19 protein-coding genes are annotated in these 25,915 nt (G+C 61.8%); 7 read left to right on the top strand and 12 right to left on the bottom strand.

Annotated features, from left to right (window positions below):
- The first annotated feature begins 289 nt into the window (after positions 1-289).
- From A6U86_RS33345 to A6U86_RS33325, 5 genes are all read left to right on the top strand, one after another.
- Positions 290-1,627: an MFS transporter gene (locus A6U86_RS33345; RefSeq protein ID WP_068401081.1), complete on the top strand. Its 1,338-nt coding sequence runs from the start codon at positions 290-292 to the stop codon at positions 1,625-1,627.
- Between the two features lie 330 nt (positions 1,628-1,957).
- Complete coding sequence (locus A6U86_RS33340) at positions 1,958-2,974, top strand: iron ABC transporter substrate-binding protein (protein WP_068401077.1); 1,017 nt, start codon at positions 1,958-1,960, stop codon at positions 2,972-2,974.
- Positions 2,975-3,166: 192 nt separating this feature from the next.
- A complete protein-coding gene (locus A6U86_RS33335; protein WP_068401211.1) occupies positions 3,167-4,768 on the top strand; it encodes an iron ABC transporter permease in 1,602 nt (533 codons plus the stop codon).
- The gene (locus A6U86_RS33330; RefSeq protein ID WP_068401074.1) at positions 4,765-5,826 is read left to right on the top strand and encodes an ABC transporter ATP-binding protein; all 1,062 of its coding nucleotides are present in this window, start codon (positions 4,765-4,767) and stop codon (positions 5,824-5,826) included. The genes A6U86_RS33335 and A6U86_RS33330 overlap by 4 nt, the downstream gene beginning before the upstream one ends.
- An 86-nt stretch (positions 5,827-5,912) precedes the next feature.
- Positions 5,913-7,082: a M20 aminoacylase family protein gene (locus tag A6U86_RS33325; protein WP_068401071.1), complete on the top strand. Its 1,170-nt coding sequence runs from the start codon at positions 5,913-5,915 to the stop codon at positions 7,080-7,082.
- A gap of 282 nt (positions 7,083-7,364) precedes the next feature.
- Here A6U86_RS33325 and A6U86_RS33320 read toward each other — a convergent pair whose 3' ends face one another.
- From A6U86_RS33320 to A6U86_RS33310, 3 genes are all read right to left on the bottom strand, one after another.
- The gene (locus A6U86_RS33320) at positions 7,365-9,152 is read right to left on the bottom strand and encodes an adenine deaminase (protein WP_068401068.1); all 1,788 of its coding nucleotides are present in this window, start codon (positions 9,150-9,152) and stop codon (positions 7,365-7,367) included.
- On the bottom strand, positions 9,149-10,072 hold the full coding sequence (locus A6U86_RS33315; protein ID WP_068401066.1) for a nucleoside hydrolase: 924 nt from the start codon (positions 10,070-10,072) through the stop codon (positions 9,149-9,151). Before A6U86_RS33315 ends, A6U86_RS33320 begins: the two co-directional genes overlap by 4 nt.
- Positions 10,073-10,206: 134 nt before the next feature.
- Positions 10,207-11,595: a dipeptidase gene (locus A6U86_RS33310; RefSeq protein WP_068401064.1), complete on the bottom strand. Its 1,389-nt coding sequence runs from the start codon at positions 11,593-11,595 to the stop codon at positions 10,207-10,209.
- A 199-nt stretch (positions 11,596-11,794) separates the two neighbouring features.
- On the opposite strand from A6U86_RS33310, the gene A6U86_RS33305 reads away from it, so the two are divergent.
- On the top strand, positions 11,795-14,131 hold the full coding sequence (locus A6U86_RS33305) for an EAL domain-containing protein (protein ID WP_068401061.1): 2,337 nt from the start codon (positions 11,795-11,797) through the stop codon (positions 14,129-14,131).
- Between the two features lie 2 nt (positions 14,132-14,133).
- Here A6U86_RS33305 and A6U86_RS33300 read toward each other — a convergent pair whose 3' ends face one another.
- A complete protein-coding gene (locus tag A6U86_RS33300; RefSeq protein WP_068401059.1) occupies positions 14,134-14,550 on the bottom strand; it encodes a MarR family winged helix-turn-helix transcriptional regulator in 417 nt (138 codons plus the stop codon).
- A 434-nt stretch (positions 14,551-14,984) separates the two neighbouring features.
- Between A6U86_RS33300 and polA the strand changes: the two genes are divergently transcribed.
- Positions 14,985-17,987, top strand: a complete 3,003-nt coding sequence (gene polA / locus A6U86_RS33290) for a DNA polymerase I (RefSeq protein ID WP_068401053.1) — start codon at positions 14,985-14,987, stop codon at positions 17,985-17,987.
- Positions 17,988-18,224: 237 nt separating this feature from the next.
- On the opposite strand, the gene phnN is transcribed toward polA, so the two are convergent.
- The 8 genes from phnN to A6U86_RS33250 all read right to left on the bottom strand — a co-directional run bounded on the left by phnN (position 18,225) and on the right by A6U86_RS33250 (position 25,886).
- On the bottom strand, positions 18,225-18,830 hold the full coding sequence (gene phnN, locus A6U86_RS33285) for a phosphonate metabolism protein/1,5-bisphosphokinase (PRPP-forming) PhnN (RefSeq protein ID WP_083197068.1): 606 nt from the start codon (positions 18,828-18,830) through the stop codon (positions 18,225-18,227).
- Complete coding sequence (locus A6U86_RS33280; protein WP_068401050.1) at positions 18,827-19,966, bottom strand: alpha-D-ribose 1-methylphosphonate 5-triphosphate diphosphatase; 1,140 nt, start codon at positions 19,964-19,966, stop codon at positions 18,827-18,829. The genes phnN and A6U86_RS33280 overlap by 4 nt, the downstream gene beginning before the upstream one ends.
- 16 nt (positions 19,967-19,982) lie before the next feature.
- The gene (locus tag A6U86_RS33275; RefSeq protein WP_068401049.1) at positions 19,983-20,669 is read right to left on the bottom strand and encodes a DUF1045 domain-containing protein; all 687 of its coding nucleotides are present in this window, start codon (positions 20,667-20,669) and stop codon (positions 19,983-19,985) included.
- 189 nt (positions 20,670-20,858) lie between these two features.
- Positions 20,859-22,205: a phosphonate ABC transporter, permease protein PhnE gene (phnE, locus tag A6U86_RS33270; protein WP_068401046.1), complete on the bottom strand. Its 1,347-nt coding sequence runs from the start codon at positions 22,203-22,205 to the stop codon at positions 20,859-20,861.
- An 8-nt stretch (positions 22,206-22,213) separates the two neighbouring features.
- Positions 22,214-23,194 carry a phosphonate ABC transporter, permease protein PhnE gene (gene phnE, locus A6U86_RS33265; protein WP_068401043.1) on the bottom strand — a complete coding sequence of 327 codons (981 nt, stop codon included), beginning with the start codon at positions 23,192-23,194 and terminating at the stop codon, positions 22,214-22,216.
- Positions 23,195-23,258: 64 nt separating this feature from the next.
- Positions 23,259-24,164, bottom strand: a complete 906-nt coding sequence (gene phnD / locus A6U86_RS33260; protein ID WP_068401040.1) for a phosphonate ABC transporter substrate-binding protein — start codon at positions 24,162-24,164, stop codon at positions 23,259-23,261.
- A gap of 89 nt (positions 24,165-24,253) precedes the next feature.
- On the bottom strand, positions 24,254-25,108 hold the full coding sequence (gene phnC / locus A6U86_RS33255; protein ID WP_068401037.1) for a phosphonate ABC transporter ATP-binding protein: 855 nt from the start codon (positions 25,106-25,108) through the stop codon (positions 24,254-24,256).
- A gap of 223 nt (positions 25,109-25,331) precedes the next feature.
- Positions 25,332-25,886 (bottom strand): pyridoxamine 5'-phosphate oxidase family protein, encoded by a 555-nt coding sequence (locus tag A6U86_RS33250; protein ID WP_068401033.1) that lies wholly within the window; start codon positions 25,884-25,886, stop codon positions 25,332-25,334.
- Positions 25,887-25,915 lie beyond the last annotated feature (29 nt).

Raw genomic sequence — 25,915 nt, 5'->3', positions numbered from 1 at the left:
GTATGGAATGCGGTCCCACCTATCGGGAAAACCTGCCGAAATCCAGAAGGTTTTCCATCGATCATTCGCTTTTGTCGTGGCTAATATACCTGGATCGGAACAAATAACCATCGGTCGCCTTTTCCCATATTAAGATGACAGGGCGACAAAGCCGGATAAGGGCGGGTTTGATGGCGAATTTCCGAATTATTTCATGCGCGACACTTGATATGTTCGCACGTTTGATCAACATTTTGATTATGCGCGAATTCGTGGAGGAGTTCGCGCTTGGAGAGGGAGGCTCCCATACATGGTCAGCGTGACACATGAGACTTTAAACCCCACATCTTCAACACTCGAAAGTGACGCTCGCAGCATGCATGCTGGCGGCTCAGTCGCTCCCGGCAACATCGCCATCGGCGTGATCATCGGTCGCACCTCCGAATTTTTCGATTTCTTCACCTATGCCATCGCATCGGTGCTGGTTTTCCCGAAATTGATGTTTCCCTTTGCGGACCCGCTGCACGGCACGCTGCTTTCCTTCCTCGTGTTTGCACTCGCCTTCGTCGCCCGGCCGATCGGTTCGTTCATCTTCATGGCGATCGATCGTCGATATGGGCGCGGCGTCAAGCTCACCATAGCGCTGTTCCTGCTTGGCGGCTCGACGGCGGCGATGAGCTTCCTGCCGGGTTATTCTGAGGTCGGCGCCTATGCGATCATCCTGCTCGCGCTCTTCCGCATAGGCCAGGGCCTTGCGCTCGGCGGCGCCTGGGACGGCCTGGCTTCGCTTCTCGCTCTCAATGCCCCGACGAACCATCGCGGCTGGTATGCGATGATCCCGCAGCTCGGCGCGCCGATCGGCTTCATGCTCGCAAGCGCGCTGTTTGCCTATTTCGCCACGAGCCTGACGACAGCCGACTTTCTTGATTGGGGCTGGCGCTATCCGTTCTTCTGCGCCTTCATGGTCAACGTCGTGGCGCTCTTCGCCCGGCTTCGCCTTGTCGCCACGCCGGAATTCGGTGCGCTGCTGGAACGCCACGAGCTGGAGCCGGTCAAGATGACGGAACTGCTGCGCGTCCATGGCCGCGACGTGCTGATCGGCGCCTTCGTACCGCTTGCAAGCTTTGCAACCTTCCATCTCGTCACCGTCTTCCCGCTGAGCTGGGTGACGCTGTACAGCGAGCAGACTCCCGGCTCGTTCCTTCTGATGGAGTTCGTCGGCGCCATCTGCGGCATTGTCGCCATCATCTGTTCCGGCCTCATTGCCGACCGGATCGGTCGCCGCAATCAGCTCGCCCTCGGCGCGGTGCTGATCGCCTGCTTCGCCTTCATTGCGCCTTGGCTGCTTGATGGCGGGGTAACGGGCCGTCATATCTATGTCGTTCTCGGCTTCACGCTGCTCGGCCTCTCCTTCGGTCAGGCCGCCGGCGCCAGCGCCTCCCGCTTCAGCCGCAACTATCGCTATAGCGGCTCGGCCCTGACCTCGGATCTGTCCTGGCTCATCGGTGCCGGCTTTGCGCCCTTCGTGGCGCTCAGCCTCTCCAGCCAGTTCGGCCTTGTCTATACCAGCCTCTATCTGCTGTCGGGCGTCGTCTGCACGCTGGTCGCGATCTTCTTCAGCAAGACGCTGGAGACGAAAGACACCTGATCCCGATTTTCGAATTGGCAAGGGGCTGCGGCGTGTGAACGCCGCGGCCCTTTTCGTTCAAGCCGAATGCATGGAAAAGCCAGGCGATCGGCGTCGCCGTCAGCACAACTCGTCAGCCACCATCAGCATCGTGAGCGTGCGGCGATTGCTTGCCTGGGGACGCCGGCTGCGCCTCGTTTTAACTCGCCGAAAAGGGGCGGTTAAATCTTGACTCCATTCTCAAACTTTTGTGATAAGCAGGGACTGAGCGTAAACTTGAAAAAAACGGTCAGGAAAAATATACGCTATCGCATCGCTGCCTGACGCGGCGACAATCAAGCGAGAGGACCTATGGCTTTTTCCTTTTCTCATCTTACCAGCATGCTGGCACTGGCGGCAGGTCTTGCCGTTGCCCCGATGATGGCGAACGCCGCCGATTCCGAGGGCATCGTCGTCTATAATGCCCAGCACGAAACGCTGACGCAGGCATGGGCGGATGGCTTCACCAAGGAAACCGGCATCAAGGTCACGATCCGCAACGGTAGCGACATGCAGTTCGCCAACCAGATCATCCAGGAAGGCGCTGCTTCCCCCGCAGACGTTTATCTGACCGAGAACTCCCCCGGCATGACGCTGGTCGATTCCAACAAGCTTTTCGCTCCGGTCGATGCCGCGACGCTCGCGCAGGTGCCGGAAACCTTCAAGTCGGCCGATGGCAACTGGGTCGGCGTCGCCGCCCGTTCCACGGTTTTCGCCTATGACAAGACCAAGTTGAAGGAAGCCGATCTGCCGAAGTCGATGCTCGATCTGGCCGATCCGAAGTGGAAGGGCCGTTGGGGCGCTTCGCCGGCCGGCGCCGATTTCCAGGCGATCGTCAGCGCGCTTCTGGAGCTGAAGGGCGAAGATGCCACCCGTTCCTGGCTGAAGGCGATGAAGGCAAATGCCAGCTTCTACAAGGGCAACAGCGTTGCCATGAAGGCCGTCAATGCCGGCGAGATCGAAGGCGCGGTGATCTACCACTATTACTGGTTCGGCGATCAGGCCAAGACCGGCGAGAACAGCAAGAACGTTCTTCTGCACTATTTCAAGAACCAGGATCCGGGCGCATTCGTCAGCATCTCCGGCGGTGCTGTTCTGGCGTCCAGCCAGCACCAGAAGGAAGCCCAGGCATTCCTCAAGTGGATCACCGGGAAGAACGGTCAGGCCGTTCTGCGCGACGGCGACTCCTATGAATATGCCGTCGGCACTGGCGACGCATCCAATCCGAAGCTGGTGCCGATCAAGGACCTGCAGGCGCCAAAGGTCGAACCCTCGAAGCTGAACAGCAAGAAGGTAACCGACCTGATGACCGAAGCCGGCCTTATCTAGGCCGAAAGCCCGGACGGAAACGCCTTTGAGCCGTTTTCGGAAAGGCTTGCGCCCTGATCCCGGGCTCGGCACTTGCATCACTGTCGCATGCCCTGCTAGGGGCATGCGAATGGCCTTCTAGGCTGATCATCGGGCAATCGCCTTTCAACGGCGGTTGCCTTCCTATTTCAGGGCGTGAAAGGCAGCTTGGACTTGCTGCAGAAGAACACATATGCCGCGCCGGCCGCTGAGGCCGCCGCCATGCGAATCCCCCAGTTGACGGCTGCTCCCCGCAACCGCGTTCGGCATGCCTCTGTTGTCGCCTTCGCTTCCGTCGTCGCCCTTCTGAGCCTGGTGCCGCTCGGCTTCATCATCTGGATCTCGATCGATACGGGCTGGGCCGAAGTGGTGGCCCTTGTTTTCCGTAATCGCGTCGGCGAGCTGCTCGTCAATACCGTCCTGCTCGAAGTCTGCACCATCCCACTCTCCATTCTGCTGGCGGTAACGCTTGCCTGGCTGACGGAGCGCACCGATCTTCCCGGCGCCCGCATCTGGTCCTGGCTGGCGGTCGCGCCGCTCGCCGTGCCCGCCTTCGTGCACAGCTATGCCTGGGTCAGCCTCGTGCCGAGCATGCGAGGCCTGTGGAGCGGCGTGCTGGTATCGGTGCTCGCCTATTTCCCGTTTCTCTATTTGCCTGTCGCCGCGACCCTGCGCCGGCTGGATCCGGCGATCGAGGATGCCGCCGCTTCGCTCGGCCTCGGCCCCTGGCGCGTCTTCTTCCGGGCGATCCTGCCGCAGCTCCGCCTTGCCATCTGCGGCGGCTCGCTGCTGATTGGCCTTCATCTCCTGGCCGAATACGGCCTCTACGTGATGATCCGCTTCGATACCTTCTCGACCGCGATCGTCGATCAGTTCCAGTCCGCCTACAACAGCCCCGCCGCCAATATGCTCGGCGGCGTTCTCGTCTTCTGCTGCCTGCTGCTGCTCGGCATCGAGATCCTTGTGCGCGGCAACGAGCGCTATGCCCGCGTCGGCTCCGGCGCGGCGCGCCCGGCAGATCGCCGCCGCCTCGGCTGGTTCGTGGCTCCCGCTATCGCTCTGCCTGTCGTGACCGCCGTACTCACGCTCGGCGTCCCCTTCGTCACCCTGGCACGCTGGCTTTATCTTGGCGGCATCGGCATCTGGCGGATCGATACCGTCGGCTGGGCTCTGCTGCAAACCATCGGTCTGGCGGTTGCCGGCGGTCTGTTGACGACGATAGCCGCCGTCCCCATGGCCTGGCTGTCCGTGCGCGCGCCGGGTCGGCTGCAGCGCATCCTCGAAGCCTGCCATTATTATGTCGGCTCGCTGCCGGGCGTGGTTGTTGCCCTGGCCCTGGTCTCGATTACCGTCCGGCTGATCCTGCCGCTCTACCAGACATTTGCCACGCTCCTGCTCGCCTATGTCCTGCTGTTCCTGCCACGCGCCATGGTCGGCCTGCGCGCCAGCATCGCCCAGGCGCCGGTCGAGCTTGAACGCGCCGCCATGGCGCTCGGCCGCACGCCGTCGCAGGCCGTCCGACAGGTCACCATGCGTCTCGCCGCACCCGGCTTTGCTGCTAGTGTCGCACTCGTGGCGCTTGGCATCACCAACGAGCTGACGGCGACGCTGATGCTGTCGCCCAACGGCACGGAAACGCTGGCGACGAAATTCTGGGCACTGACGAGCGAAATCGACTATGTTTCCGCCGTGCCCTACGCCTTCATGATGGTCGTGCTGTCGCTGCCGCTCACCCTTCTTCTTTATGTGCAATCCAAGCGAACGGCCGGGCAATGACCTTTCTGGCGATCAAGAACATCAGCAAGCGTTACGGCCCGGTGCACGCGCTCGACAGCATCGATCTCACCGTGGCCGCGGGCAGCCGTACCGCCATCGTCGGCCCCTCGGGCTCCGGCAAGACGACGCTGCTGCGCATCATCGCCGGCTTCGAGATACCGGATGAGGGTCAGGTGACGCTGGAGGGCCAGACGCTGGCAGACGGTCCGGCCATTGTCCCGGCGCATCGCCGCGGCATCGGCATCGTCTCGCAGGATGGTGCGCTGTTTCCGCATCTGAGCGTCGCCGAGAATATCAGCTTCGGCATGGAGCGCGGTCAGGCGGATCGCGCCGAGCAGATCAACGCCCTCATCGACATGGTGGAGCTCGATCGCGGCATGCTCGCCCGCCGCCCGCATCAGCTTTCCGGCGGCCAGCAGCAGCGTGTGGCGCTGGCGCGCGCCCTTGGCCGCAAGCCGAGGCTGATGCTGCTCGACGAACCTTTTTCCGCACTCGACACGGGTCTGCGCGAAAACATGCGCAAGGCCGTCGCCCGTGTGCTGCAGCATGCCGGCATTACCACTGTGCTCGTGACCCATGATCAGGGAGAGGCGCTGTCCTTTGCCGATCAGGTGGCGGTGTTGCGGGAGGGCAAATTGGTGCAGGCCGGAACGCCGCAGGCTCTCTATCTCTCCCCGCGCGACCGGGAAACGGCGACCTTCCTCGGAGATGCAATTCTGCTGTCGGCGGAATTGAGCGATGGTTTTGCTGATTGTGTCCTCGGCCGCATCGCGACCCATACGAATGGCAGGAGCGGACCCGGCGAGATCATGTTGCGCCCCGAGCAGCTTCGCTTCAGCGCGATCGCCGGGGCGGATTCCGCGGCCCTATGTGCCGGCAATGTTCTGGATGTCGAATTCGGCGGTGCCGTCTGCACGGTAACGCTTGCACTTGCCGAAGCATCTGGTTTGGCGCCGCTGACGATCAAGAGTTCCAGCGTCGATCTTCCGGATGTCGGCGCTGCGGTTCATGTCAGCGTGACCGGCAAGGCACACGTCTTCGATCCCTCGGGCAATTGAGCTCTTTCCGGTTGAAACCGCCGTGCCTTTGCGAAAGAAAGACGTGATCGTTTTTCGCAGTTGCGCCCGATGCCGAAGGAACGCCCATGTCTTTGTCCGATGAGATCGCCCAGGATCTGCCTTTCCTGACGTCGCTTCGTCATAATCTCCACGCCCACCCGGAGCTCGGCTTCGAGGAGGAACGCACCAGCGGCATCGTCGCCACTCTGCTGGAGGAGGCAGGTCTGACGGTGCATCGCGGCCTCGGCAAGACCGGTGTGGTCGGCACGCTACAGATCGGCAACGGCACCCGCCGCATCGGCCTTCGCGCCGACATGGACGCGCTGGCCATGCCGGAAAAGGCCAATCGTCCCTACAAGTCAACCATTCCCGGCAAGATGCACGCGTGCGGCCATGACGGCCACACGACCATGCTCATCGGTGCTGCCCGCCATCTCGCCGCCAAGCGCGGATTTTCCGGCACGGTACATTTCATCTTTCAGCCGGCCGAGGAAGGACGCGGCGGCGCCAAACGCATGGTGGAGGAGGGCCTGTTTGATCTCTTCCCCTGCGACGCCGTCTACGGCCTGCATAATATGCCCGGTCTCGACGTCGATGAGATGGCCGTGGTTGAAGGGCCGCAGCTCGCGTCGTCAGATAGCTGGCGCATCACCTTTCGGGGCACCGGCACGCACGGTGCCAAGCCGCATCTCGGCAAGGATCCGATCACGGCGGCGGCAACCTTCCTGTCTTCGTTGCAGACCATCGTCGGCCGCGTTGTCGATCCACTGCAGCCGGCCGTCGTCAGTGCCTGTTCGCTGCAGGCCGGCGATCCCAATGCGCTAAACGTCATTCCCGACACTGTCGACATCGCCGGTACGGCGCGCGCCTATACGCCGGAGGTTCGCGATCAGCTCGAACAGGAGATCGGACGTCTGGCGCATGGTACGGCCGCCATGTACGGCATTGCGGTCGATTATCAGTTCGAGCGGCGCATTCCGCCCGTCGTCAACGATGCCGATGCCACTGCGCGGGCGCTGAAAGCTGCCACCACCGTCTTCGGTGAGAAGGTGCTGACCCGCTTCCCACCCTCGACTGCCGGCGACGATTTCGCCTTCTTCGGCCAGAAAGCGCCGGGCTGCTACGTCTGGCTCGGCAACGGCCCCGCCGTCGACGGCGCGCTGCATCACAACACGGCCTATGACTTCAGCGACGATGCGATCGCCTCGGGCGTGGCATTCTGGGCGACGTTGGTGCGACAGGAGTTGGGGGAGTAGGCGAGGGTCTCGCTTCCAACTGAGACGTTGAGTTTGCCTAGCATCTGGTACCCCCCTCTGTCCCTTTCGGGACATCTCCCCCACATGGGGGGAGATCGTTGGGAATATGCCGCTCGTTACTCGTAGAACAATAAACCGCAATTTCAGCAAATGCGATGTTGGTTTGGTGTGAGAGGCTGACCGCGAGTTACCAATCTCCCCCCTTGTGGGGGAGATGTCACGAAGTGACAGAGGGGGGTGACGCACCCTCGACGAACACACAGCCAATATCAGGCCAAAAGCCTAAACCACCCCAAGCACCGGCGTCTCCAGCACCCGCCCCGTCGCGACATCGGCGATCCCGCGATCCGTCTGGTGCGGTCCGGCATTGCAGGCAAGCGTCGCTCCGAAGCAGGCCTTGAAGACGAGGTAGGGCGGGCTCCAGTCGACGATACCGTCGATTGCGCCACGGATAGCACGGAAGGCATTGGCGATTTCGTCAAGCGGGGCATCGCTCACCAGCCCGGAGAGCGGCAGTGGCAAGAGCGCCTCGACCGTTCCATCGCGCGCAACCGCCATACCGCCGCCGGCCGCGATAACGGCATTGGCGGCGAGCGTCATGTCACTGATATTGCCGCCGAAGACTGCGAGGTTATGGCTGTCGTGCGACACCGTCGTGCAGAAGGCACCGCGCCATTCGCCCCAACCGGTGAGAAAGCCGATGCGTGGCCGGCTATCGGCTTTGCCATGGCGATGGGCGACGGCCAGCATCATGGTTCCGGCCGGCGGTACGACGAAACCGTCTTCCACATCAGCCTCGACCTCACCCCATTGGGTGAAGCGGGGCCGGTCGATGGTCACGAGCCGCACGCGGCTGCCCGTTGCGGGTACGCGGAAATCATTCTCGCTAAGCGCTGCGAGCTTGATCGAATCGCGCAGTGGCTGCGGATCGATCCCGGCAATGACGCCGACAATCCGGCCGTCTTCGGCCGCCAGCACGCCGTTGGTGATCACATGCCGGGCCTTGAAGGCCTCAAGATCTTCGAAGAGCACGATATCGGCGCGGCGCCCGACCGCAATCAGGCCAAGATCGTTTCGGCCAAGCCGCATGGCGCCATTCAGCGTCGCTGCCCTCAATGCCCATTCGGGCTTCAGTCCATAGCGTACGAGGCGGCGCACGACGTCATCGAGGCCGCCGCCGTCCTGGAGTTCGTCGGGAAACACATCGTCGGTGCAGAGCGTCACGGTCTGCGGCAGAAAGCCGAGCTCGTTGATGGTCTCGACGAATTGCGGCATGAGATGATCATGCGAACCACGCATCTCGATCGTCAGGCCCGCCGATAGCTTGGCAAGCAGGTCGGCTCCCGACGTCAACTCATGGTCCGAGGTGACGCCGGCCGCCATGAAGGCGTTGAGATCGCTGCCCTCGAGGCTCCGGGCATGGCCGCAGATCATCTTGCCCGAAAGCAGTCCGGCATTGACGATGCCGATGGCGCGCGGATCGCCATTGATCACCTCGCGCATTGTCATGACTTCCGCGATACCGCCGATCTCAGGCCACGAGAGCATCTCGGCCATCGCGGTCGCGTCGAAATCGGCGCCGGCAAGCTCAAGCCCCGGGGCCGAGGGCACGCAGGATGGCGCCAGTGGGATCACGCGGATCGGCAATTGGCGGCTCGCATCGATCGCCCAGCGCACGCCGTCCAGCCCATGGACATTGCCGAGCTCATGCGGATCCCAGATGATGGTCGTCACACCGCGCGGCAGCACGGCCTTGGCGTAAACAGCCGGCGTCACCATCGAGCTTTCGATGTGCATATGCGTGTCGATCAGGCCGGGCGAAAGAAAGCATCCGGCTGCGTCGATCGTCTGCCTGGCGTCGGTACGACTGCCCGGAGTATGCACGCTGGCGATCAGCGGGCCGATAATGCCGATATCGGCGGCGCGGATCTGGCCGGTCACCATATCGACAATGAGGCCGCCTGCAATCAGCAGGTCAAAGGGCGCATCGCCTCGGGCGGCGGCGACTGCGCGTGCCCGCAGGTCGGGCGCGTTGAGATCGGCAGGCTCGCCGGAAAAGTCTCTGGTCATCGGCCGGCCTCTCGCTGTAGGGCATCGAATATGATGGAACGCGCCTTGTCGGCATCGATTTCGGCCGCGAAATGGGCGTTGAAGGCACCATGTGAGCCGCGCATCTCGACGACAGTGCGACCGCGCGTATGCTGCCCCTGCAATTCGGCGTCGATGCGTGCGTGGCGAAGCGTTGCTATCTCGGGCGCGACCAAAATGGCCGCCGCCGTCGGATCATACACGGCCATGGCCGGCCGGCCGCGGCTGATGGCGATGTTGACGTAACCTTCGAGAAGATCGGCGAGCAGCTGCGCCTTTTCGCCTGTTGTCTGGCGCAGACGGGCTACATCCTCGGGCCAGGCCAGCACCTTCCGGCAGATGTCGAGATCGATCATCCTGAGCGGCAGGCCATGTGCCAGCACGATTGCCAGCGCCTCGGGGTCGGCGAAGGCGTTGAACTCAGCCGAGGCGGTATGATTGCCTGAGGTGACGCCGCCGCCCATCCAGATCAGCTCGTCGATGCGGGCGGCCAGTTCCGGGCGGGCAAGCGCGAGGGCGGCGATATTCGTGAGCGGGCCAAGCGCGAGGATGCGTTTCGGTCCCGCGCCATCGGCAAGCCAATCGCAGAGTGCGGCAAAAGCATTGCTCAACGGCAACGGATTGGCGGGCGGCAGGCTACGGCCTGTTGTCGGAATGCCGGTCTGGCCGAGAATGCTTTGCGCCGTCTCCAGCTTGCAGAGCACCGGCAATTCGCGGCCGGTGTGAATGGGAAAAGACCAGCCGAAGACGGCGGCGGCACTCGCCGCATTGGCCTGGACATGCGATAGCGGAGCGTTGCCGCTTACCAGCGAAACACCGTCGATAGTAAGCTTCGAATGCACGACAACCAGGATGGCGGCGATGTCATCGAACCCCATGTCGGTATCGATCCAGATTCCCATATTTCATCTCATCGATCGTGGCCAAAAGACGCGAGAGCAGCCCTGCCGTCGCTCGGTCCGGATGACAGCTTAAATGTCATCGAGGCGGGAGTGAGGACGGGACGCGCAAAGAGGCACGCGTCCCGGCAGATCGTTTAGACTGCGAGCGCGTCGAGGATGCGGATCCAGGAGCGAATGCCCTTGTGGTAGGAGCGCAGCTCGTACTTTTCGTTCGGCGAATGGATGCGGTCGTCGGAGAGGCCGAAGCCGACGAGCAGCGATTCCATGCCCAGCATCTTCTGGAAGTCGCCGACGATCGGGATCGAGCCGCCCATGCCGATGATGAGGGCAGGCTGCGGCCACTCGCTGGAAAGCGCCGTCTTCGCTTTGGTCAGCACAGGCGAATCATAGGAGAGTTGGATTGCCGGCGAACCGCCATGCTCATGGAATTCCACCGAGCAATCCGCCGGTATCTTGGAACGCACATAGGCGCGGAAGCTTTCGCGGATGGCCGGCGGGTTCTGCTGGCCGACGAGCCGGAAGGAAACCTTCGCCGATGCCTTGGCCGCAATCACGGTCTTGAAGCCGGCGCCGGTATAGCCGCCCCAGATGCCGTTCACTTCCGCCGTCGGTCGCGCCCAGGTGAGTTCCATTACCGAGCGGCCCTTCTCGCCCGAGGGGATCGACAGGCCGACTTCGCCGAGGAATTTCTCGGCCGTCATGCCGAGCTTCTCCCACGAGGCCTTGATATTGGCGGGCGTTTCCTCGACGCCTTCATAAAAGCCGGGAAGCGTGATGCGGCCGGTCTCGTCATGCAGACCGGCGAGGATGTCGGTGAGGATATGGATCGGGTTGGCGGCGGCGCCGCCGAAGAGGCCCGAATGCAGGTCGCGGTCGGCTGCGGTGATGGTGATCTCTTCGCCGACGAGGCCGCGCAGGCCGGCCGAAATCGCCGGCGTGTCGCCGTCCCACATGCCGGTATCGCAGACGAGGGCGAAATCCGCCTTCAGCTCGGCGGCATTGGCTTCGAGGAAGGGCTTGAGCGAAGGCGAGCCGGATTCCTCTTCGCCTTCGAACAGGATGGTGATGCGCACCGGAAGCGTGCCCTTGGTCTCCTTGTAGGCGCGCACGGCCTCGACGAAGGTCATCAACTGACCCTTGTCGTCTGACGTGCCGCGACCGGTCAGGATCTTGCGGCCGTTGCCCATGTCCTTGATCTCAGGCGCGAAGGGATCGCTTTCCCACAATTCGATCGGGTCGACCGGCTGCACGTCGTAGTGACCATAGAACAGCACATGCGGAGCGTTGGCGCTGCCGGCATCGTGGTGAGCCACCACCATCGGATGGCCGGGCGTGTCGCGCACCGAAGCGGTGAAGCCCAGCGAATTCAGGTAGCCGACCAGCCATTCCGCCGCCTTGCGGCATTCAGCCTTGAAGTCCGGATCCGTGGAAATGGACTTGATGCGCAGCAATTCGAACAGATTGTCGAGGCTGGAGGGAAGGTTCTGATCGGCGCGATCGAGAACGGGCGATAGATCGGTCATGTCCGACTCCTTACATGAGATTTTGAGGGACGATAGACCAAAGCCCTGTCGGTTTCGAGGCGTTAAAACCGAAAATTTACCGTAGCTTGCGGCTTCGGCTCGGGGGCAATGTTTATGTGATTAGTTGCGTATGTAGTTTACAAGTTTTTTAGAGTATTAGAAATAACCTCAATCCAGAAGAGTATTCTGGAGACTAAAAATGTTTTCAGTGATTGCATGCATTCGCGACGACCACGACATAAGGTTGATTCTTGTCGCGGCAATCATTTGCCTCATCGGCAGCCTGGCCACCATGCTTCTCTTTGCACGTGCGCAGGAGTGCCGGTCGCACCAGCGTCGATACTGGATTACCGCCGCAGCCTTTGCCAGCGGCGTCGGCATATGGGCGACGCATTTTATCGCCATGCTGGCATATGAGGGCAGCCTGCCCATCACCTATGGTCTGTCGCTGACCGTGCTGTCTGTCGTTTTTGGAATCGCCGGCTCGTGGCTTGCCATCGCGGTTGCGTTCGAGTGGGATAACGCCGCCTCGTTCACCGTCGGCGGTGTGCTGATGGCGCTGGGCATAGCCGCCATGCATTTCACCGGCATGCAGGCCATCGAAGCCTCCGCGGAGCTCTCCTACAGCATGCCGCGCGTCGTTGCTGCTGTTGCCGTCGGCGTCGGCCTTGCCTCGCTTTCCTTCCTAGCTTTTCGCGGCCTTCACGGCGTCAAGCGCATCCTTGGCGGCACTCTTCTCCTGGTCCTGGCGATCTGCGCGCTGCACTTCACGGCGATGAGCGGTGTCACGTTGACGCCTGAGGCGGGCACGGAAGTGATGCCTCTTTCCATCGACCGAAGCGTCCTTGCCGGCATCGTCATGGCTGCCGCGACCGGGCTGATCTTAATCGCGCTCGGCGCCATCTTCGTCGACCGTCACCTCACTGACCTTCGCGGTTTTGCAAACGCCTCGCTGGAGGGACTGCTCGTTCTTCGCGATGGCCGGGTGATCGATGCGAACGAGCGGTTCTTCGCCATTTCCGGATGGTCCCCCCAGCAGGTCATCGGCGCGCCGGCCGAGGCCTTTCTGATGATCGACATGGATACCTATGCGGAGACCGCCATCCCGCTCGAGACCACGCTGTCAGGGCGGGACGGCAAGGCCATCCCTGTGGAAACCGTGATCCGCTCCATCACCTATCGCGGCCACGATTGCAGCGTGCTTGTGGTGCGCGACCTGACGGAGCGCCGGCAGGCGCAGCAGATGATCGAGCATCTGGCGCATCACGATATACTGACGGATCTTCCCAATCGCTCGCTGTTCGACCAGCGCATGCGCCAGGCGCTGCAAATGGCAAGCCGCAAGGGCGGCGAAGTCGCGATCTTCTGCCTGGACCTCGATCGCTTCAAGGCGATCAACGATGTCTTCGGTCACGCCGAGGGCGATCGGATCCTCTGCAAGGTCGCCGGCATCCTGCAGCGCACCGCCGAGGAGGGGGATACGGTGGCAAGGCTTGGCGGCGATGAATTCGCCATCATCCAGCCGCTGCGTCAGCGATCCGATGGCGCAACGCGCCTTGCCGAGCGCATTCTTGCGGAATTTGCCGTGGAGATGGATACTGCACGCGATCCGACTGCGGTCGGCGTCAGCCTCGGCATCGCCATCTACCCGCGTGACGGCGCCAGTGCCGAGCAGCTTTACGCGAATGCGGATACGGCGCTTTATCGCGCCAAGCGTGGCGGCCGCGGGCATGCCTGCTTCTTCGACGCTGAAATGGACAAGGCCGTGCGCACCCGCCGCCAGCTCGAAAACGACCTGCGGCAGGCCATCCTGCGCAAGCAGCTCTATCTTGAATACCAGCCGATCTACGATGTCGGCAGCGACGGCGTCACCGGCTACGAAGCCCTGCTGCGCTGGAAACATCCCGACCGGGGGATCATCGAGCCGGAGACCTTCATTCCGATCGCCGAGGAGAGCGGATCGATTGCGGCAATCGGTGAATGGGTGCTGGAGCAGGCATGCCAGGAAGCCGCCCTCTGGAGTGAGCCGGCAAGCGTCGCCGTCAATCTGTCGCCGCTGCAATTCATGATCCCGACGCTTTACGACCAGATCGAGCGCATCCTGCGGAAGGCCGGCCTCGATCCGAAACGGCTGGAGCTGGAGATCACCGAGGCGGCCCTGATGCGTGAACGCACGGCTGTCATCGCGACGCTGCAGCGGCTGCACCGCCTTGGCGTCCGGGTCGTCATGGATGATTTCGGCACCGGTTTTTCCTCGCTCAGCAATCTGCGTTCCTTCCCCTTCGACAAGATCAAGGTCGATCGCAGCTTCACCGGCGCTCTGGAACATGATCCGGCGGCACGCTCGATCGTGCGCGCAATCATCGGTCTCGGCCACAGCCTGAACATGCCTGTCGTGACGGAGGGTGTGGAAACCGAAACCCAGCGCCGCATCGTCATCGAAGAGGGCTGCGCCCAGCTGCAGGGGATATTCTTCGGCAAGCCGGATGTTGGTCCGAGCGCGCAGTTCCCCATGCCGGAGAAGGCTGTGGGCTAAGCCTAGAGATGCTTGGCGTTCTCTAGGATACGCCTGACATATTCGAGCAACAGCTCGCGCTCGAAACTGCGGAAACCCTTCAGAAGGGTCGTGTCGGCAGCCGTTGCAGCCTCGATGGCCTCGGCCTCGATGGCGGCGGCTTTCTCCGTCAGGAAGATCAGTTGCGCCCGCTTGTCCGATGGATGCGGGCGGCGCTCGACCAGCCCGTCACGTTCCATGCGCGACAGCGTGTTGGCCATCGTCGCCTGTTCGATATCGACACGCTCTAGCAGTTGTTTTTGCGTCAACCCGTTCTCGGACCACAATTCCAGGAGGATCGGAAACTGGCCGGGCGAGAAGCCGAGTCTGGCTGCGCGTTGCTGTAATGCGCGAGCAAATGCCTTCGCCATTTGACCGGCAAGATAAGCCGCGGAGTCCATCCGATTAAATCCCATGATTGCAAGTATGCCGATAATTCATAACCAAGACAATCAGCAAATCTTGGGTACGGATAGGCCTGAAATCAGCAACTTCGCTCAATTTTTTTACAAGCAAGGGGTGCATTTTTCTCATGAAAAAGCCGCCATGGCCTGGAGGGCGCCATGGCGGCTCAGAAAGGGGGACAAAGGCCCGGAGAGGGGATAGGCCTTTGTCCAAGTCTGACATGGCGGGGGACAGGCCGGTTGTCAGACCCGCGGCGTATCAATCGCCGGTGAGTATGATTTGAGGTTTCGAATGTGGTTTTTCAAGGGAATGCGCAGATTAGATCAATTAAAACTTAGTAACGTTTCGGTGAGAGATTTGGCCCTCCCGCAGGGGTGTAAAACACAAGTTTATATGGACGTTGGAGGTGCGCCACGCTATCCATGCTTCCATGAAAAAAGGTGATCATCTCTTCCTCGTCGACGGCTCCGGTTTCATTTTCCGGGCCTTTCACGCCCTGCCGCCGCTGACGCGCAAGTCCGATGGATTGCCTGTCGGCGCCGTCTCCGGTTTCTGCAACATGCTGTGGAAGCTGCTGACCTCGGCGCGTGATACATCGGTCGGGGTGACGCCGACCCATTTTGCGGTCATTTTCGACTATTCGTCGAAGACCTTCCGCAAGGAAATTTTCCCCGACTACAAGGCAAACCGCTCGGCCCCGCCGGAAGAGTTGATCCCGCAATTCGGGCTCATCCGTCAGGCGACCCGCGCCTTCAACCTGCCCTGCATCGAGACCGATGGTTTCGAGGCCGACGACATCATCGCCACCTATGCCCGCCAGGCCGAGGCGACCGGTGCCGATGTCACGATCATCTCGTCCGACAAGGACCTGATGCAGCTCGTCACCCCGACGGTCCACATGTATGACAGCATGAAGGACAAGCAGATCGGTATTCCCGACGTCATCGAGAAATGGGGTGTGACGCCGGACAAGATGATCGACCTGCAGGCCATGACCGGTGATTCGGTCGACAACGTGCCCGGCATCCCCGGCATCGGCCCGAAGACGGCGGCGCAGCTTCTGGAAGAATTCGGCGATCTCGATACGCTGCTTGCCCGCGCCGAGGAAATCAAGCAGCAGAAGCGCCGCGAGAACATCATCGCCAACGCCGAGCTTGCGCGGATCTCCCGGCAGCTGGTGACGCTGAGAACCGACGTGCCACTCGAGCTTGAACTCGACGCTTTGGTGCTCGAGCCGCAGAACGGCCCGAAGCTGGTCGGCTTCCTGAAGGCAATGGAATTCACCTCGCTGACGCGCCGCGTTGCCGATGCCTGCGATTGCGACCCGGCCACGATCGAACCGTCCGAAGTCAAGGTCGAGCTTGCTGACGCCGCGCATGGCCCGGATCTCGATGTCGCAGACAATGCCGAACCCGTTGCCGGCGGCACGGTTGCCGCCGAAGGCGCTTCCGCTCCCGCGCCGGCGGTCAAGCCGCGGCTGGCCGTCGAAGGGTTGACCGAGCCGACCGACCTTGCCACTGCGCGCGCCGCGAGCTTCGCCACCGCACCGATCGATCATTCGAAATACGTGACCATCCGCGATATCGCTACCCTCGATCGATGGATCGCTGATGCCCGCGAGACCGGCATCGTTGCCTTCGATACGGAAACGACATCGCTCGATGTCATGCAGGCTGAGATCGTCGGCTTTTCGCTGGCGATCGCGGATAACAAGAACGATCCCACGGGTGCCTCCATTCGCGCGGCTTACGTGCCCCTCAGCCACAAGACCGGCGTCGGCGATCTGCTCGGTGGTGGGCTCGCCGACAATCAGATTCCGCTGCGCGATGCGCTGGCGCGATTGAAGGATCTGCTTGAGGATAGCTCCATCCTCAAGATCGCGCAGAACCTCAAATACGATTACCTGCTGATGAAGCGCTACGGTATCGAGACCAAGGCCTTCGACGATACGATGCTGTTGTCCTACGTGCTTGACGGCGGCTCCAATGCCCTTCACGGCATGGACAGCCTGTCCGAACGCTGGCTCGGCCACAAGCCGATCGCCTATAAGGACGTGGCCGGCAGCGGCAAATCCAATGTCACCTTCGATCTCGTCGATATCGACCGCGCCACGGCCTATGCCGCCGAGGATGCGGACGTGACCCTGCGTCTTTGGCTGGTGCTGAAGCCGCGGCTTGCGGCGGAAAAACTCTCCGCCGTCTACGAACGGCTGGAGCGGCCTCTGGTGCCGGTGCTCGCCCACATGGAAGAGCGCGGCATCACCATCGACCGGCAGATCCTGTCACGCCTCTCCGGCGAACTGGCGCAGGGCGCGGCGCGGCTGGAGGATGAAGTTTACACGCTGGCGGGCGAACGCTTCAACATCGGCTCGCCGAAGCAGCTCGGCGACATCCTCTTCGGCAAGATGGGTTTGGCTGGCGGCAGCAAGACCAAGACAGGCCAATGGTCGACCTCGGCGCAGGTGCTGGAGGATCTGGCGGCAGCCGGCTTCGAGCTGCCGCGTAAGATCGTCGACTGGCGTCAGCTCACCAAGCTGAAATCGACCTATACCGATGCGCTGCCGACCTATGTGCATCCGCAGACGAAGCGCGTTCACACCTCCTATTCGCTGGCCTCGACCACGACCGGACGCCTGTCGTCCTCCGAACCGAACCTGCAGAATATCCCGGTGCGCACCGCGGAAGGCCGCAAGATCCGCACGGCCTTCATCTCGACCCCAGGCCACAAGCTGGTTTCGGCCGACTACAGCCAGATCGAACTGCGTGTGCTGGCGCATGTCGCCAACATCCCACAGCTGAAGCAGGCGTTCGAGGATGGCATCGACATTCACGCGATGACGGCGTCCGAAATGTTCGGCGTGCCGGTCGAGGGCATGCCGAGCGAGGTTCGCCGCCGTGCCAAGGCGATCAACTTCGGCATCATCTACGGCATTTCCGCCTTCGGTCTTGCCAACCAGCTCTCCATCGAACGCTCGGAAGCGGGCGATTACATCAAGAAGTATTTCGAGCGCTTCCCCGGCATCCGCGATTACATGGACGGCACCAAGCAGACGGCGCGCGACAAGGGCTATGTCGAGACCATCTTCGGCCGCCGCATCCATTTCCCGGAAATCCGTTCCTCCAATCCGTCCGTGCGTGCCTTCAACGAGCGCGCCTCGATCAATGCGCCGATCCAGGGATCTGCCGCCGATGTCATCCGTCGCGCCATGATCAAGATGGAGCCGGCACTGGCTTCGGCCGGGCTTGGCGATCGCGTTCGCATGCTGCTGCAGGTGCATGACGAGCTGATCTTCGAAGTGGAGGATGCCGATGTCGAGCGCACGACGCCGATCATCGTCTCCGTCATGGAAAATGCCGCCATGCCGGCGGTGGACATGGCTGTGCCTCTGAAGGTCGATGCCCGCGCCGCCAACAATTGGGATGAGGCGCACTGAGGCCATATCGGGCATAGTGAGGAGATCGGTCCTCGTGGTGAGGTGCGGAGGCTCCTGAGCTTGTCGAAGGGCCGAAGTCTCGAACCACGAGGGCGGGTGGAGATGTTCCACCGGGCCACCTCGTACTTTCAGGCCTTGACGCTCGCGCGCCAAGGCACCTCAGCGTGAGGTGAGCAGAGGTTCGCGACCCAGCGTAGCTACGAATTCACTGCGATGATCCGGGCGTGACACAAACGCCTATTTCCGGATCAACGTTTCCAGCGCCGAGATGATTGCCTGTTCAGCCTCTTCGAGTGTGCCGCTGTTGTCTATATCGGTCACGTCGTAGCTGCCTTGAACGGTCAGCGCACTGCGTTCCAGGCGCTTGAGCACATCTTCGCGGCTCTCGCGCCCGCGTGCGATCAGCCGTTCCGCAAGCACTTCGCGCGTAGCCGTGATGTTGATGATCTTCAGGCGCGGGAATGCGGCCTGGAAATGATGTAACGCCGAGCGCGAGCCGTTGGCGATGACCAGATTGCCGCGCGCAAGCTCATCGAAGACATCGGCGGGAATGCCGTATTTCAGCCCATGTGCCTCCCAGGAAACGGCAAAGGCGCCGGCCTTTTCCATGGCATCGAAATCCGCGTCGGAAACGCTTCTGTGGTCCTCGTTGCCGGCATCGCCATCGCGGGTGATGACGCGGCGGACGAAGTGGATATCCGGCCGGCCGGCGAAATGCCGGGCGGCGAGGTTCATCAGCGTATCCTTGCCGGCGCCGCTCGGGCCAACGACAACGGCCATGACGCCTGCGGCTGCATCCGGCAGGCCGTCATTAGCCGGCTTGATGTTGGCGTCCGCGCTCATGCGACTCGACGTCCTTCCCGCCAGACCGCGCGCGTGACCGGCACACCATGATCGCGGCGAACGCGAACCAGATCGGCGCGCAGGCCCTCGGCGATGCGGCCGCGATCGTTCAGGCTCACCGTTCTTGCGGGTGTTGCCGTGACCATGGCGATGGCCTGCGGCAGCGAGATTCCCTCGACTTCGTCGGCGAGGATGAATGGGGCATGCAGCAGGCTGAGCGGCACATAATCGGAGGAGAGTACGTCCAGCACGCCGAGTTCGGCCAGATCGCGGGCGGCGATATTGCCGGAGTGCGACATCCCTCGCACGATGTTCGGGGCGCCCATCAGCACGCTCATGCCGGCGCCATGCGATGCCTTGGCGGCATCGATGCTGGTCGGGAATTCCGCCAGGCGGACGCCATAGGCGACGGCTTCGTCGACATGGGCAAGCGTCGCGTCGTCATGGCTGGCAATGGTGATGCCGCGCTCGGAGCAGACCTTGGAGATCGCATCGCGGTGCGGCTTGGCATATTTGGCCGATTCTTCCTGGCGCTTGGCGACGAAACGGGCAAAGACCTCGTCGCTGAGGCCGCGCTTCTTCTGATAGTAGAAAATGTATTGATCCATGGTCTGGAACTGACGCTGGCCGGGCGCATGGTCCATCAGCGAGACGAGCCGGACATAGGCGTCTTTCTCGAAGTCGTGGAAGTGGTCGAGCACGTTGTCGGAGGAGACCTCGCAGCGCAGGTGGATGAGGTGGTCGGCGCGCAGCCGGTCTTCGCGCTGGGCCGCCTGAATGGCGTCTGCCATATCGCGCATCTCGCCCTTTTCGAAACCGCCGTCTTCGTCCGAACCCATGCGCAGGCAATCGAATACTGTCGTGATGCCTGAGGTGACGATCTGGGCGTCATGCGCCTGAATGGCTGCCGTCTTGTTCCAGCGCACGCCCGGACGCGGCGAATAGTGGGATTCCAGATGGTCAGTATGCAGCTCGACCAGACCGGGGATCAGAAAATCGCCCTCGAAATCCTCGCCGATCTCGGACTTGCCTTCGGAGATGCCGGCAATGCGTCCGTCGCGGATCAGCACCGAGCCTTCGACGATCTTGTCTTCGAGGACGATACGGGCATTGGAGAGGACGGTTTCTTTGGTCATGTCAGGTCTTTCATGATTAGGCGTCGGCAAGCGGCAGCCAGGAACGGACGGTAAAGGGTGCCCCACGCTCTTCTTCGACGAAGATGGCGAGGCCGGAAATGTTGAGCGGCTTGCCGGTATGGTCGGCGAAACGCTGACGCAGAACCCCGTGCATTTCAGCCTGGCGCTCGGCTGGGACGCGCCCCGTCAATGTCATATGGAAGCGGAACTCGTCGTTGACGTAGGGATAGCCCCAGCGCAGCAGATTGGCGCGATGCGGTTCGGTCATCTCCTCCGGGTTGCGGCGGGCGATGTCATATTGCGAAAGCGGCGCGCGGAACGGTTCGAAGCTCTTCACGACGTTCGAGGCGAAATCCTGTAGCGGCTGGTAGAGCGAACCCGGTACGAGGGCGAAGAAGTGACCGAGCTGGCCAAGCACCAGTTCCGGAATGACGAATGCCTTGGTATGCGCAGCGAAATCGGCGGCAACCTCGAGCAGGTCGCGTTCGTTCACCGAGGCCGCAAGCTCGAAAGGCGCCTTCAGCGTGGCGTGGAAGCCATAGCGGCGCGGATCGGCGGTCAGTTCGGCATGACCGTCCGGTACCGGGCCGATCGCCATGTCGGAAAAAATCTCATTGGAAAATGCATCGCGACCCAGCCAGCGAGCAGCGAGTGACGTCAAAGGATCGTCTTTGGGCGGCGTGAAATAAAGAGCATAGCGCAAGGCTGTATTCCCTGGAAAAATCGGCTGCGCGAGACACTGTTGGGTGATTTGCCGCAAACCGCAAGAGCAGCAAGGCAGCGTCGGGGCGAATCCGGCTAAATCCGGTTCGGCCGATACGGTCTTGCCGGGCCTGCGCTACCGGATTCCCGTGACAAAATGATGATCTCTGGAGATTTTTCTCGCTGTTTTTTATTTAACCCGCGTGCCCATCAGGCGGGAGCGCAGGGCATTGGATGCGGCGTCGAACAGGAAGACCACCAGCAGGATCAGCAGCACCATGTAGGCGACGTTTTCCCAGTTGGCATTGGTGCGCATCGCTTCCCAGAGTTTAAGGCCGATACCGCCCGCGCCGACTGCGCCTATGATGGTCGCGCCGCGCACGTTGGATTCCCACTGATAGAGCGTCTGGCTGACGATGACGGGCACGATCTGCGGCATGATGCCGTAGCGATGCACCAGGATCGTCGACGAGCCGGTGGATTTCACGCCTTCGCGCGGCTTGTTGTCGATGTTCTCAAGGCCTTCGGAATAGAGTTTGCCGAGCGTGCCGGTCTCCGTGAGGAAGATCGCGCCGCTGCCGGCGAGCGGTCCGGGGCCGAAGGCGCGGGTCAGGAACAGCGCCCAGATCAGCATGTCGACCGAGCGCAGGAAGTCGAAGGAACGCTTCAGCACCTGATTGAGCAGCCGGTTCGGCGTGATGTTGCGGGCCGCTAGGAAGGCGAGCGGGAAGGCCGCGAGCGAGCCGAGCAGCGTGCCGAGGAAAGCCATGACGATGGTCTGGAACAGCTTGGTCCAGACATCGCCGTGCTGCCAGGCGCCGTTGTTCCAGATATTGTCGAAGGCCAGCGACAGATTGGATTGCGCGGGGTCCAGCCTCGGTCCGGAAACGATCAGGCCGAGGACCTCGCTCGCCGGCTTGTCGAAGAAGGGCGAATGCGTGTCGAAGACGAAATTCGCCCAGCCGATGAAGCGCTTGCGGATCTTCACGCGATCAGAGGAAATGCTGGCGTCGCCGGCAAAGCCAAGATTGACCAGGATATTGTCGTCATAGACCGTCATCCAGGCGGGAACAGGCTCAGAGCCGACAAGCTTCGGTGTATCGCCGGTAACATCGATCGGGATGGTGATGCCATGCGCCGTCACGATAGCCTGCGTCTTGGTGATCGTGACCGTGCGGCTCGTACCGCTGACGGAAACCGTCATGCTGCCATCGGGGTTCGTCTTCACCCAGTCGGGGTTTGGATTGTCGCCCAGCGGCGAGAAGCGCGGATATTTGATGCTGATCTTGTCGCCGGAGATGCGGAATTCCGGCTGCACGTCATAGCTGATCCATTCGCTGAGATAGATGCCGACGCGCTCCCAATGCGCCTCGGCGATGACTTTCGGCAGATCGAAGAACCAGACGGCATAGAAGCCATAAAGGATGACGCCGATGAACATCATCAGCGCGCCGAAGCGCTGGCGGAAAGACCGGTGAAGGACCTCCGGATAGCGCGCTTCGATTTCCTGCATACGGCCGGCGTCGATGACGGACATGGTCAACCTCAATGCTGCAAAAGAAAGGCATGCTCGCCGACGAGGCGGCGGCGGAGCCATGCGGAAAACTGGTCGACGGCGATGATGGTCACGAAGAGCAGCAGCACGAGCGCCACCGTCTTGGCGCCGAAGCCGCGCGAAATCGAGAGCTTCAGCTCCTCGCCGATGCCGCCGCCGCCGACGGCGCCGATGATGGTGGAGGCGCGAACGTTGATCTCGAGGCGCAAGAGCGCATAGGACATGAAGTTCGGCAGGACCTGCGGCAGGGCGGCGAAGCGGACGCGCTCGGTCCAGCTCGCGCCGACGGCGCGCATGCCCTCGTCGGGTTTCATGTCGACATTCTCGACCACTTCGTAGAATAGCTTGCCGAGCGCGCCGATCGTGTGCAGGCCGACGGCGATGATCGCGGCGATCGGGCCGATCGACAGGATCGCCGAAAACAGGCCGGCAATGACGATTTCCGGGAAGGCGCGCAGGAGTTCCATGATGCGCTTCGTCACCAGGCGGACTGGATGGGATGGCGACAGGTTGCGCGCGGCAAAGAAGCTCAAGGGGACTGCGAAGATGAAGCCGACGATGGTCGACACCAGCGCCACGTTGATCGTGATGATCATCAGCTCGAAATATTCGGGAATATAGAAATCGCCCCAGACATAGACGCGGCCGAGCGGGAAGTTGAATTCCTCGCCGCCGACGCCGTTTGCCCCGTTGGGGCTCGGCAGGTCGAACAGTGCCCGATAGACATCGGCCCAATCCTTGGGGATGAGCCAGCTCAGGAAATCGAAGAGATGCGGCAGGCGGTCGAAGAAATGCCCGGCATTGCTTTCATCGGCAAAGCGGACGGAACTGACGAAGGCGATGAACAGGATGAGCAGGCCGATGCCGGTATAGAGGCGGCGGCGGGCGACCATCTTGCTCCAGGCGTCACCGATATCCTTGGCGCTCTGCGGCACCGTTTGCATCTTTAGCTGCGTATCGGCAATCGTCATGAATTCTGCCCTTGTGATAGCAAAAGGGCGGCCGTTGCCGGCCGCCCAGTCATTGGAATGCGGATCAACCGCCGATGGCAGCTTTACGAACGTCGATAACGGCGTTGTAGAAATCCGGGGTAACCTTGACGTAACCCTTGAAGTCGCCGCCTTCGATGGCGTTGAAGCACTTGGCGTCAGCCGTCGGGAGCTTCATGAAGAAGTCCGAGAGCTTTGCCTGCCATTCGGTGCCGAGAGCGTTGCGGACGACCAGCGGGCCGTTCGGGATCAGCGGCGAACGCCAGACTTCGACGAGCTTGTTCGGGTCGACTGCACCCTTGTCGACTTCCTTGCGGAAGGTACCGGAGGTGAAGCCGTCCTTGAAATCGCCAACGCCCGAGGAGTCGTCGACAGCAACGTCGACCTTGCCGTCGTAAGCGGCGAGCAGGTTGTTTTCATGACCGCCGTTGAACTGGGTCGAGGCGAAGAACTTGTCGTTCGGAACGCCGGTGGTCTTCGGGATCTGCGTGAGCGGAACGAGGTAGCCCGAGGTGGAGTCCGGATCGGCGTAGCCGAGCTTCTTGCCCTTGGCGTCCATGATGGTCTTGATGCCGGAGGACTTCAGAGCGAGGCCGATCGAGTAGTAGCCGGTCGAGCCATCGGTCTGCTGGGTCGTCAGGATCGGGGTAACGGCCTTCGGGTCCTTGATGGCAACGGCTGCGTAGCCGGAAGCGCCGAGTTCTGCGAAGTCGAGCGTGCCGCCGAGCAGGCCCTGGATAACGCCGTCATAATCGGCGGCCGGGAACAGCGATACCTTCTCGAAGCCGAATTCCTTCTTCAGGTGGTCGGCGAGGCAGGCGTAGTTGCGCAGACGGTCGGCTTCGTTTTCGCCACCGAGAATACCAACGCGGAATTCCTTGAGGTCTTGAGCTGCGGCGCCGCCAGCGAGCGCGAGAAGCGCCGTAGCTGCGAGAAGAGTCTTCTTCAACATTGGGTTCGTCTCCTGATTAACCGGTGTCCCCGGATACGTTCGGTCTAGAAGAATGTGCCCTTGACGCGGGCTCTCGATCCCGGTCCCTCTCAGAGACCGGCCAGTGCCAGCGGTTGCGGGCCGGCAGATTCGATGGCCGCTGCCTGTGCGGCCGGATCGGCTAAATTGATTGATGTCGACGTCATGGTTTCGTCGATCCCGGCACCATCCTTGTCGGTGCCGTAGATTTCCTTGACGGCCGCCGCCGTCAGTTCGGATGCCTTGCCGTCGAAGACGACTTTGCCGGCCGCCATGCCGATGATGCGTTCGCAATAGTTGCGGGCCGTATCCAACGTATGCAGGTTGGTGATGACGGTGATGCCCTCGCGCTCGTTGATGTCGCGCAACGCGTCCATGACGATCTTGGCATTGAGCGGATCGAGCGAGGCGATCGGCTCGTCGGCGAGCATCATTTTCGGTTGCTGCATCAAGGCGCGGCAGATGGCGACGCGCTGCTGCTGGCCGCCGGAAAGCGTGCCGGCCATTTGCAGTGCCGTCTGCTCGATACCGAGGCGTTCCAGCGCGGCGATGGCTTCGATGCGCTCTTCGCGGGTGAAGACGGACAGAAGGCTCATGATGGTCGAGCGCTGGTTGAGGCGGCCGAGCATGACGTTGGTCAGCACGTCGAGGCGCGGCACCAGGTTGAACTGCTGGAAGATCATGGCGCAGTCGCGCTGCCAACTGCGCAGCGCGCGGCCCCGGAGCTTCGAAACCTCGACGCCGGAGAAGTGGATGGAGCCGGAGCTCGGATCGGCCAGACGGTTGATCATGCGCAGCAGGGTCGACTTGCCGGCGCCGGAGCGGCCGATGACGCCGACCATCTGTCCTTGCGGAATGTCCAAAGTCACGGAATCGACAGCGAGCTTGTTGCCAAACCGGCGCGAGACGTTCCTGAGTTCGAACATAGTGCTTCCCTTTCGCGGCTGCCGGGCTGCAAAAATTTCAGCGGTACCGGTGCTAAGAATGGGCGCATGACCCTGCCTCGAAAGGAGTTTCGAGGGGATTGGCGCCAACCACAAGGCAACCGATTAGTCCCGCTTCATGAAGCTCCAATGTCAGTTTTATGTAAGTGCTGTTACAATTCTCGCCGATTTTGCAATATTAGCCGGCTGAGAGCTTTGCTTGTCTTTAGCCGTCAAATAAGCCCGTCGGCAAACCATCCATACTGAGGAGATTCTTCTCGCGCCGGTATTCCTCAATACCATCAGGACCTTTGGCTTTGGCCCATTGATCAAGGCTCGGTCTTTCGCCTTCATAGGAAAAGAGCGGCACGCCGAAACCGCAGGACGTCTGCACGAGATCGATGTCCAGCCACACGATCTGCCGCGCGCCAAGCGGCTCGTCTCCGGCATAATGTGCGTGCAGCAATTCGCGGTATTCGGGGGATGGTCGATGGATGATCCTGCCACGGCCATAGAGGCGCAGGATCATCGGCGGCCCCTGCATCGCGCAGAACATGATGGTCAGCCGGCCATCGGCCTTCATATGGGCGGAGGTTTCGTTGCCGCTGCCGGTGCGGTCGAGATAGATGGCGGTATTCGGTGAGATGATGCGCAGGCATAGCGTCTCGCGCGGCGAGACATTGACCCGCGAATTAGCGGCCGCGGATGCCGTGAAGAAGATGTGTTGCCGCGCGATGAAATCGCGCAGCCGGTCGTCGATGCTGGAAAACTGCTTTGCCATGAAGAGGCCTCCCCTAAACTCGGGCTCGA

Origin of the sequence: Rhizobium sp. AC27/96, from assembly GCF_001692325.1 — a bacterium.
GTDB lineage: Bacteria > Pseudomonadota > Alphaproteobacteria > Rhizobiales > Rhizobiaceae > Rhizobium.
The sequence above is the reverse complement of the archived record's forward strand: the minus strand, read 5'-3'. Positions and strand labels throughout refer to the sequence as shown.

Coding starts and splice junctions, on each gene's coding strand:
- A6U86_RS33305 (WP_068401061.1), top strand. CDS start 11,795: ATGTTTTCAGTGATTGCATGCATTCGCGACGACCACGACATAAGGTTG.
- A6U86_RS33320 (WP_068401068.1), bottom strand. CDS start 9,152: ATGACCAGAGACTTTTCCGGCGAGCCTGCCGATCTCAACGCGCCCGAC.
- A6U86_RS33345 (WP_068401081.1), top strand. CDS start 290: ATGGTCAGCGTGACACATGAGACTTTAAACCCCACATCTTCAACACTC.
- polA (WP_068401053.1), top strand. CDS start 14,985: ATGAAAAAAGGTGATCATCTCTTCCTCGTCGACGGCTCCGGTTTCATT.
- A6U86_RS33340 (WP_068401077.1), top strand. CDS start 1,958: ATGGCTTTTTCCTTTTCTCATCTTACCAGCATGCTGGCACTGGCGGCA.
- A6U86_RS33300 (WP_068401059.1), bottom strand. CDS start 14,550: ATGGACTCCGCGGCTTATCTTGCCGGTCAAATGGCGAAGGCATTTGCT.
- A6U86_RS33280 (WP_068401050.1), bottom strand. CDS start 19,966: ATGACCAAAGAAACCGTCCTCTCCAATGCCCGTATCGTCCTCGAAGAC.
- A6U86_RS33315 (WP_068401066.1), bottom strand. CDS start 10,072: ATGGGAATCTGGATCGATACCGACATGGGGTTCGATGACATCGCCGCC.
- phnC (WP_068401037.1), bottom strand. CDS start 25,108: ATGTTCGAACTCAGGAACGTCTCGCGCCGGTTTGGCAACAAGCTCGCT.
- A6U86_RS33325 (WP_068401071.1), top strand. CDS start 5,913: ATGTCTTTGTCCGATGAGATCGCCCAGGATCTGCCTTTCCTGACGTCG.
- A6U86_RS33250 (WP_068401033.1), bottom strand. CDS start 25,886: ATGGCAAAGCAGTTTTCCAGCATCGACGACCGGCTGCGCGATTTCATC.
- phnD (WP_068401040.1), bottom strand. CDS start 24,164: ATGTTGAAGAAGACTCTTCTCGCAGCTACGGCGCTTCTCGCGCTCGCT.
- phnE (WP_068401043.1), bottom strand. CDS start 23,194: ATGACGATTGCCGATACGCAGCTAAAGATGCAAACGGTGCCGCAGAGC.
- phnN (WP_083197068.1), bottom strand. CDS start 18,830: ATGAGCGCGGACGCCAACATCAAGCCGGCTAATGACGGCCTGCCGGAT.
- phnE (WP_068401046.1), bottom strand. CDS start 22,205: ATGTCCGTCATCGACGCCGGCCGTATGCAGGAAATCGAAGCGCGCTAT.
- A6U86_RS33310 (WP_068401064.1), bottom strand. CDS start 11,595: ATGACCGATCTATCGCCCGTTCTCGATCGCGCCGATCAGAACCTTCCC.
- A6U86_RS33330 (WP_068401074.1), top strand. CDS start 4,765: ATGACCTTTCTGGCGATCAAGAACATCAGCAAGCGTTACGGCCCGGTG.